This is a genomic window from Paenibacillus darwinianus, assembly GCF_000598065.1.
Classification (GTDB): Bacteria; Bacillota; Bacilli; order Paenibacillales; family Paenibacillaceae; genus Paenibacillus_I; species Paenibacillus_I darwinianus.
In genome coordinates, this window is sequence record NZ_KK082138.1 from 82930 (window position 1) to 85734 (window position 2805).

At 59.8% G+C, this 2805-nt stretch carries 2 protein-coding genes; both read left to right on the top strand.

What is annotated here, in order from left to right; all coding sequences use genetic code 11:
• Positions 1 to 1979: DNA translocase FtsK (locus BG52_RS04100; protein WP_223298911.1), on the top strand; the 1979-nt coding region annotated here is incomplete at its 5' end.
• Positions 1980 to 2156: 177 nt separating this feature from the next.
• Positions 2157 to 2805 (top strand): cell wall hydrolase (locus BG52_RS04105; protein ID WP_036666867.1); only part of this gene is annotated, 649 nt, incomplete at its 3' end.

Genomic DNA, 2805 nt, shown 5'->3' on the forward strand with positions numbered 1-2805 from the left:
GTGGCGGCCGCAAGCCTTCGGCGTCTTCGGCACCGTCTGTCCGCAAACAGCAAAGCGGCGAAGACGAGCTGCCGATGCTGGTGCTCGATGACGATCTGGATGAGGATATGGATGAGGTCTTTGAGCCGGTAAAGGCCCCGCGACGCAAGAAGACGCTGTTCTTCAATTGGCTGCAGCCACGCAAGAACTCCGCCGCAGCCGCGCTCGGACACGAGCGGCCGGCTGCGGACAGGGATCAGGAAACGGCGGGGGAGTCTCCGCTGGAAGGGATGGACGTCTGGAGCGGCAGGAACGAGGCGCTGCCTGCAGACGGCGCCGCAGCTTTGGCGCCGTCCATGGACGACCGCGACACGGCGCCGCCGTGGGAGCAAGAGCCGGAGCCGGCTGCGGCGCCAGCTCCCTCAATGTGGCCGGAGTCGTTGGCGCCGATTCATGGAACGCACAATGAAGATGCGGCGGATTCCGCTATAATTGGCGCTGACGCGGTCGTGGGTGTTCAAGCCTTCTCAGCCTCAGCCGGCACAGCAGCGCAGGATGGACAGCCGGGCATAAAGCCTTCGAAGCCGTATTTGCTGCCGCCGATGACCCTGCTGGCCCGGCCGCAATCCGGCAAGTCGGGCCCTTCAGATGCTTCGGATTCGAAGCGCAAGCTCGAATCGACGCTGGAAAGCTTCGGCGTGAAAGCGACCGTTCTGGACGTGGTGAGGGGACCGGCCGTGACCCGTTATGAGGTGCAGCCCGCCACCGGGGTTAAGGTGAGCCGCATCGTCAGCCTGACCGACGATATCGCGCTCGCGCTGGCGGCGAAGGATATCCGGATGGAAGCGCCGATTCCCGGCAAGTCCGCGATCGGCATTGAGGTGCCGAATACGGAGGTGTCGATGGTCACGATGCGCGAGGTGATGGAGACGCCGGCTTTCCAGCAGGCGCCTTCCAAGCTTTCGATCGCATTCGGCCGCGATATTTCGGGCCAGCCGATCATCGGCAACCTGGCCAGAATGCCGCACTTGCTGGTCGCCGGCGCGACGGGCTCCGGCAAATCGGTGTGCATCAACGGGATCATTACGAGCATTCTGTACAAAGCGGCGCCCGACGAAGTGAAATTTCTGATGATCGATCCGAAAATGGTCGAGCTGAATATGTACAACGGCATCCCGCACCTGCTCGCTCCGGTCGTGACCGATCCGCGCCGCGCTTCGCTTGCGCTGAAGAAAATCGTCGTCGAGATGGAGAAGCGGTACGAGCTTTTCTCCAAGTCCGGTACACGCAATATCGAGGGCTACAACACGCTGATGAAGGATAACCCGGCAGCGGTATTGCCGTTTATCGTGGTCATCGTGGACGAGCTTGCCGACCTGATGATGGTGGCAGCCAATGACGTGGAGGATGCCATCACCCGGCTGGCCCAAATGGCGCGCGCGGCGGGCATTCATCTGATCATCGCGACGCAGCGTCCCTCCGTCGACGTCATCACGGGGGTGATCAAGGCAAATATACCTTCCCGGATCGCATTCGGCGTATCGTCGCAGGTCGACTCCCGCACCATACTCGATATGGTGGGCGCCGAGAAGCTGCTTGGACGCGGTGATATGCTTTTCCTTCCCGTCGGCATGTCGAAGCCGATCCGTGTACAGGGCGGCTTCCTGTCCGATCAGGAAGTCGAGTCGGTCGTCCATTTCGCCCGGGAACAAGCTCAGGCGGAATACAAGGAGGATCTGGTTCCCGAAATCGAGGAGAACGGGCCTGAGGAAGATGAGATTGTGGATGAGCTGTTCGATCAGGCCGTACAGATCGTGGTGGAGGCCAAGCAAGCGTCGGTGTCGCTGCTTCAACGGCGGATGCGGGTAGGCTATACGCGGGCGGCGAGGCTGATCGACCAGATGGAAGCGCGCGGTGTTGTAGGGCCATACGAGGGAAGCAAACCCCGCGAGGTACTGATGTCGCTCGACCAATTTCAAGCCGGCAAAATAAGCTCCTGAAGAAGCGCGCCACGCGCTTTTTCGGGAGTTTTTTGTTGCGTTCGGAGCAAGCAGCCGGACGCATCGTCACTTTTTAACAAGGAGCAGGCATAGGATTTCGACCTCTCTCGCATACTATAACCGTTCGCAAAGGCGTCCGGCTTCACCAATATGCGATAGAAAGGCAGAATCGACAGCATGAAAATACGACTGCTCGCAGCGACAACAGTTATCTTATGCCTCTTGTTCGGCGCATTTACGATGCAGCATGCAGGCAAAGGCTTGTCGAACGAAACGTTCAGCAACGCCACATTAAGGCTCGGCTCGAGCGGCAAGGACGTTTACGAGCTGCAGGGCCGGTTAAAATATTTGGGTTATTACGGCGGAGAGGTAGACGGTCAGTTCGGACAATCGACGCGCAATGCCGTTACCTGGTTCCAGTGGAAGTTCGGTATGAAGTCGGACGGTATCGTAGGGGCAAAAACAAAGCTAAAGTTATGGGAAGCGACAAAGGAATGGCGCCCGACAGCGGACGAACTGCCCGGCGGCGCAGCCGACAACAACCGCGCAAACGGAGGAGGTAAGGGCGGCAAGGGTAACAATGGAGGCATCGGCGGCGCGGCCAAGTCCAACCGGCTGGGGTTGTCCGAGAACGACCTGAAAATTATGGCCAACGCCGTATACGGGGAAGCACGCGGCGAGCCTTATGAGGGACAGGTGGCGGTCGCGGCGGTCATTCTTAACCGGGTGCAGTCGCAAAGCTTTCCGAACACTGTCTCGGGGGTCATCTTTCAGCCGAGAGCCTTTACAGCCGTTGCGGACGGTCAAATATGGCTGACGCCCAACG